At 61.5% G+C, this 1,003-nt stretch carries 1 protein-coding gene; it reads left to right on the top strand.

What is annotated here, in order from left to right; genetic code table 11:
* Positions 1-1,003, top strand: a 1,003-nt coding sequence (locus tag ACFHYO_RS14220) for an anti-phage protein Upx-like protein (protein ID WP_394321247.1), incomplete at both ends; no start/stop codon positions are given.

Below are 1,003 nucleotides of genomic sequence, written 5' to 3' on the forward strand. Positions count from 1 at the left end.
GTCCGTCCTCTCGTTGGGCCGGACTCTAGTCACAGATGGAGGAAAAAGCCCGTGGCAGGTCACGATCGGCAGGTTGGACGACGCGGCCGTGCGCGTCGGACTTGGGTGGCACGGCGTTGAGCGCCCGGGCGGAACCCTGCATGGCCGGGATAACTGCACGGCCGTGCTCAACAGGATCACGAGCGCCCTTGAAGATGACTTCTGCCGAGAGTTGGCGAAATTCGAGCGTCGCAGCCTCGTCGAAGCGGTGGTGACGAACCATGAGGCGGCGGCCGCTGAACGGACATTGTGGCACCGGACCTCGGGTGCCCTTATCGGGCTCGCCGAAGACGAAGCCGTAATTAGGAGTGAGATCGCCGAACAACTGGGCAAGCTGAACGGCACGTTCCTTGCGAGCCGCATCCTGATTGAGGCCGGCCTTTGCGAGTGCCCTCTCGGCACTGGTCAGCAGCCCGCCCCCATCGACCTTTCCAGGCTCATGGCTAAGGCGAGCATGATTTTCTACCTAGGCGGCTACTCAGACGCTATTCGGTACGGTGGAATGAAGCCTGAGGTTCGCATCTCACCCGCTGGGCAGGTTCAGATCGACGCAAGCTTCTTCGACGCGATCATGGAGCCTACGGGACGCCACGTGACCGACCAGATGATCGATGCCCACAGGGATCGCTACGCCACACTGCTTCGGGAGCCCGACGTAAATACCAAGAGCGTCGAGGAGCTCGTAGAGCCGGACTTCCTCAGAGCTTGGAAGGAGGAGGTCGGGGCGTCGCTAGCCGATTTCCGAGCGGCGCTCGAAGCGATCGAAAACAGGCTGGTGGAAGCTGGCCGCGGTTGGGAAGTGCTGCCTCGGCCGGAGTTGATCGCCTTTTTGGAAAGCCACATCGCTGAACCGGAAGCATACGTATCAGCCCTAGAAAGCATCCCCCGGGAGCGTTGGAAGGTAAGCCTCCGGCGGGAGCCGTCTGACGAGATTTCGACGGCGATGATAAGTCCGACCTTATGG

Source organism: Paracoccus panacisoli, assembly GCF_042435015.1.
Lineage (GTDB): Bacteria > Pseudomonadota > Alphaproteobacteria > Rhodobacterales > Rhodobacteraceae > Paracoccus > Paracoccus panacisoli.